This is a genomic window from Couchioplanes azureus (assembly GCF_014648355.1).
GTDB lineage: Bacteria > Actinomycetota > Actinomycetes > Mycobacteriales > Micromonosporaceae > Actinoplanes > Actinoplanes azureus.
Map to the genome: position 1 here is coordinate 1 of NZ_BMQY01000040.1, position 1,027 is coordinate 1,027.

1 protein-coding gene is annotated in these 1,027 nt (G+C 29.3%); it reads left to right on the forward strand.

What is annotated here, in order from left to right; translation table 11 throughout:
- The first annotated feature begins 128 nt into the window (after window positions 1–128).
- Entirely contained in the window at window positions 129–1,007 is an 879-nt protein-coding gene (locus tag IEY99_RS33775; protein ID WP_189208193.1) for an IS982 family transposase, read from the forward strand.
- The last annotated feature ends 20 nt before the right edge of the window (window positions 1,008–1,027 follow it).

Here is a 1,027-nt window from a genome sequence, read left to right on the forward strand (position 1 = left end):
ATTTATGCGCATTTTCGTCATCAATTTTAATACTAATAAACCCGTTGTGCATTTAGAAATATAGGAAAAAAGATTGTTCATTTGATTAAAAAATCGTATATTTACCTGACTACCAATCACTTAAATACATGAACAATCTCATTCAAAATTACGAAATTATTTTAAAAGAATTGACAAATACTTGCGGACATATTACAACTTCTAAGCAAATCAGAGTTCCAAAACTTTCTGATTTGGAATTGGTTGCACTTACGGTGACGGCAGAGTATATGTCTATTAACTCTGAATTACAGTTATTTAGAATGCTTTCTGGCACTGTTTTAGAAAATAAAATTGAAAGAAGCGTTTTCAATAAAAGACGAAGATCACTTTTTCCATACTTTGAAAAAATACGGATAGTTTTAAGCGGTAAATTTTCAGAATTTACAGACGTTTTTGTAGTAGATTCTACACCAGTTGAAATTTGTAAAATAAGTAGAGCATTACGCTCAGAAATTTGCTCCACTGAACAAATCCGACCAGCTTTTGGATATTGTGCAGCACAAAAAACCCGTTATTTTGGATTTAAACTCCACGCAGTTTGTGATAAAAATGGAATTTTTCATTCGTATGATTTTTCTCCTGCAAATATCCACGACGTGAATTATCTTAAAGACATTAAAGAAAACTTCAAAAACTGTGAATTAATAGGTGATAGAGGATACATCAGTAAAGAACTACAAGTAGATTTATTCAATTATTCAAACATAAACTTATCTGTACCAATGCGAAAAAACCAACTAGATTTTGTAAAATTCTCTTATACAAAATCTAAAATTAGAAAAAGAATTGAGACAGCATTTTCGCAATTAGCAGGTCAGTTCACAATCAATGTCAATTTTGCAAAATCATTTCAAGGTTTAGCAACAAGAATTGCATCTAAAATCACTTCCTTTACAATGATACAGTATCTGAATTTTTTCGTTTTTAAAAGAAGTATAAATAAAACAAAAATTAATTTATGCTAAATGCACAACAGGTTTAATTT

Bases quoted from the DNA above. Each gene is read 5' to 3' on its own strand.
- IEY99_RS33775 (WP_189208193.1), top strand. From the start codon at position 129: ATGAACAATCTCATTCAAAATTACGAAATTATTTTAAAAGAATTGACA.